General features: G+C 71.7%; 3 protein-coding genes. All 3 read left to right on the forward strand.

The window, feature by feature from the left end; all coding sequences use genetic code 11:
- The coding region (locus ACLN58_RS21845) for an FHA domain-containing protein (RefSeq protein ID WP_415857311.1) at positions 1-408 on the forward strand (408 nt) is incomplete at its 5' end.
- Positions 405-1,520, forward strand: coding sequence for a DUF6177 family protein (locus tag ACLN58_RS21850; protein ID WP_415857312.1), 1,116 nt, complete (start codon positions 405-407; stop codon positions 1,518-1,520). The genes ACLN58_RS21845 and ACLN58_RS21850, both read left to right, overlap by 4 nt.
- Positions 1,504-1,737, forward strand: a 234-nt coding sequence (locus tag ACLN58_RS21855) for a hypothetical protein (protein WP_415857313.1), incomplete at its 3' end; no start/stop codon positions are given. The genes ACLN58_RS21850 and ACLN58_RS21855, both read left to right, overlap by 17 nt.

Genomic DNA, 1,737 nt, shown 5'->3' on the forward strand with positions numbered 1-1,737 from the left:
ACCGACCCCGCCTCCGCGTCATCCGGCGAGGATCCGACCGCGCGCGCTGCGGCGCCGGATGCGCCGCCTCACGCCGTCGTCATCTCTTTCAGCGCCGCGAACACGGCCCACTGGTTCATCGACGCGTGTGCGATCGGCCGGAACCCCGCGCGCCAGCCTGGCGTGACGTCGATCGCGGTGCCGGACCTCTCCCGCACGCTGTCCAAGACGCACCTCTGGCTCGAGCGGCGCGACGGCGCGGTCTATGCCCGCGACCTGGACTCGACGAACGGGACCGTCATCGAGGCCCCCGGCCAGCGTCCCGTGACGCTCACGCCCCACACCGACGCCCAGCTCGCGGTCGGAACGACCGTGCGAATGGGTGACCACACATTCCGACTCGACTCGATCGGCAAGGACCGCGCATGACAGAACGCGAAGACCGAACGGCCCTCGACGAGGAGACGATCTCCGTCAAGCACCCGCTCGCCGACAGCGAGGGCGAGGGGTCGGTGCGGACCGAATCGAGGCTGCCGATCGTCTCGCTCAACTTCGGCCGCCTCGATCTGCTCCGCAAAGTCGCGGCGGCGGGCGGCCGGACGATCCTCGTGACCGACGGGCTCTCCGCTCTCACGGAGCCAATGCGCGACCTGCTCGAGGAATTCGGCGGGAAATGGGTGGTCCGCGGCGGCGACGGGGTGCTGCGGGACGGGCGCAACGGCCGCCGGCTCGAACGCTTCCAGGACGCTATCCACATCCCGCCGCCGCAGAGCGTCGACGAGGTCGCGCTCGCGTTCCTCCAGCCGCGGCCACCCGAGGCGATGCAGCTCGTCGTCTCGCTGTCGATCCGTCATCGCGCCGCGGAGGAGTCCCTGCTCGGGGGCGGGATCGAGCTGTTCACGGCGGCGCTGGGTCACGAGACCCCGTCCGGCTGGGGCACCCACGAACCCGCGGGCAAGCCGTGGGACCGGCGGGAGCTCACCGACTTCGCCCGTTCGCGCATGCCGGAGCCGAGCAGGATCGTCGTAAGCGGGACTCGGGAGGTTCCCGTCTCGGCGATGCTCACGGTTCAGCGCACGCAGCGTGGCGTCGAGGAGCTCGTGACGGGCCTGATCGGCGCGGGACTCCTGGCCGATCCGCGCATAGGGGATCGCGTCCGGCTCGTGCCCGAGATCCTCGGCACGCTCGCGGCGCGGCAGCTGCCCTTGTTCGGCCTCGTGCTCGCCCGGGCCGGGACCGCGAACCTCACGTATCCGCCGGTCCTCGAGCTGCCACCCACGCCGCTCGCGATGCTCATCGGCGCGCCCGGGGTGCGGGAGCTGGGCTTGGACACAGAGGAGATGCGGCGGCGCCACGGGGCGCAGATCGCAGGGCGGCCGCGCATTCCTGCGCTCGTGTTCCCGCTCGACCCGGACCACGACGGCCGCGGCACCGACCGGCTCGCCGCGATCGTCGAAGACATCGGAATTGACCGCATCCGCGCAGCCACTGGAGCCACCCGCTCGCAAATCGAGGAGGTAGAGCGTGCCGCGCAACAATGACGCGCTGCTCCTGGAGAGCGTCGGCACCCACCGGAAACGCCTCAGGCAGGCCCTCCTGTTCGGACGGCTCGACGACCGACGCCAGGTGACCGACAACGTGCGCCGCTTCATCGGCGGGATCGTGCTCGCCGCCGTCGTCGGCGTCGGCTGCCTCGGCTTCTCGTTCGTCACGGCAGCGACGGCCCACGGCACGGGCACGCTGGGCACGTCGGCGCCC

Source organism: Sinomonas sp. G460-2, assembly GCF_047759905.1.
Taxonomy (GTDB): domain Bacteria; phylum Actinomycetota; class Actinomycetes; order Actinomycetales; family Micrococcaceae; genus Sinomonas.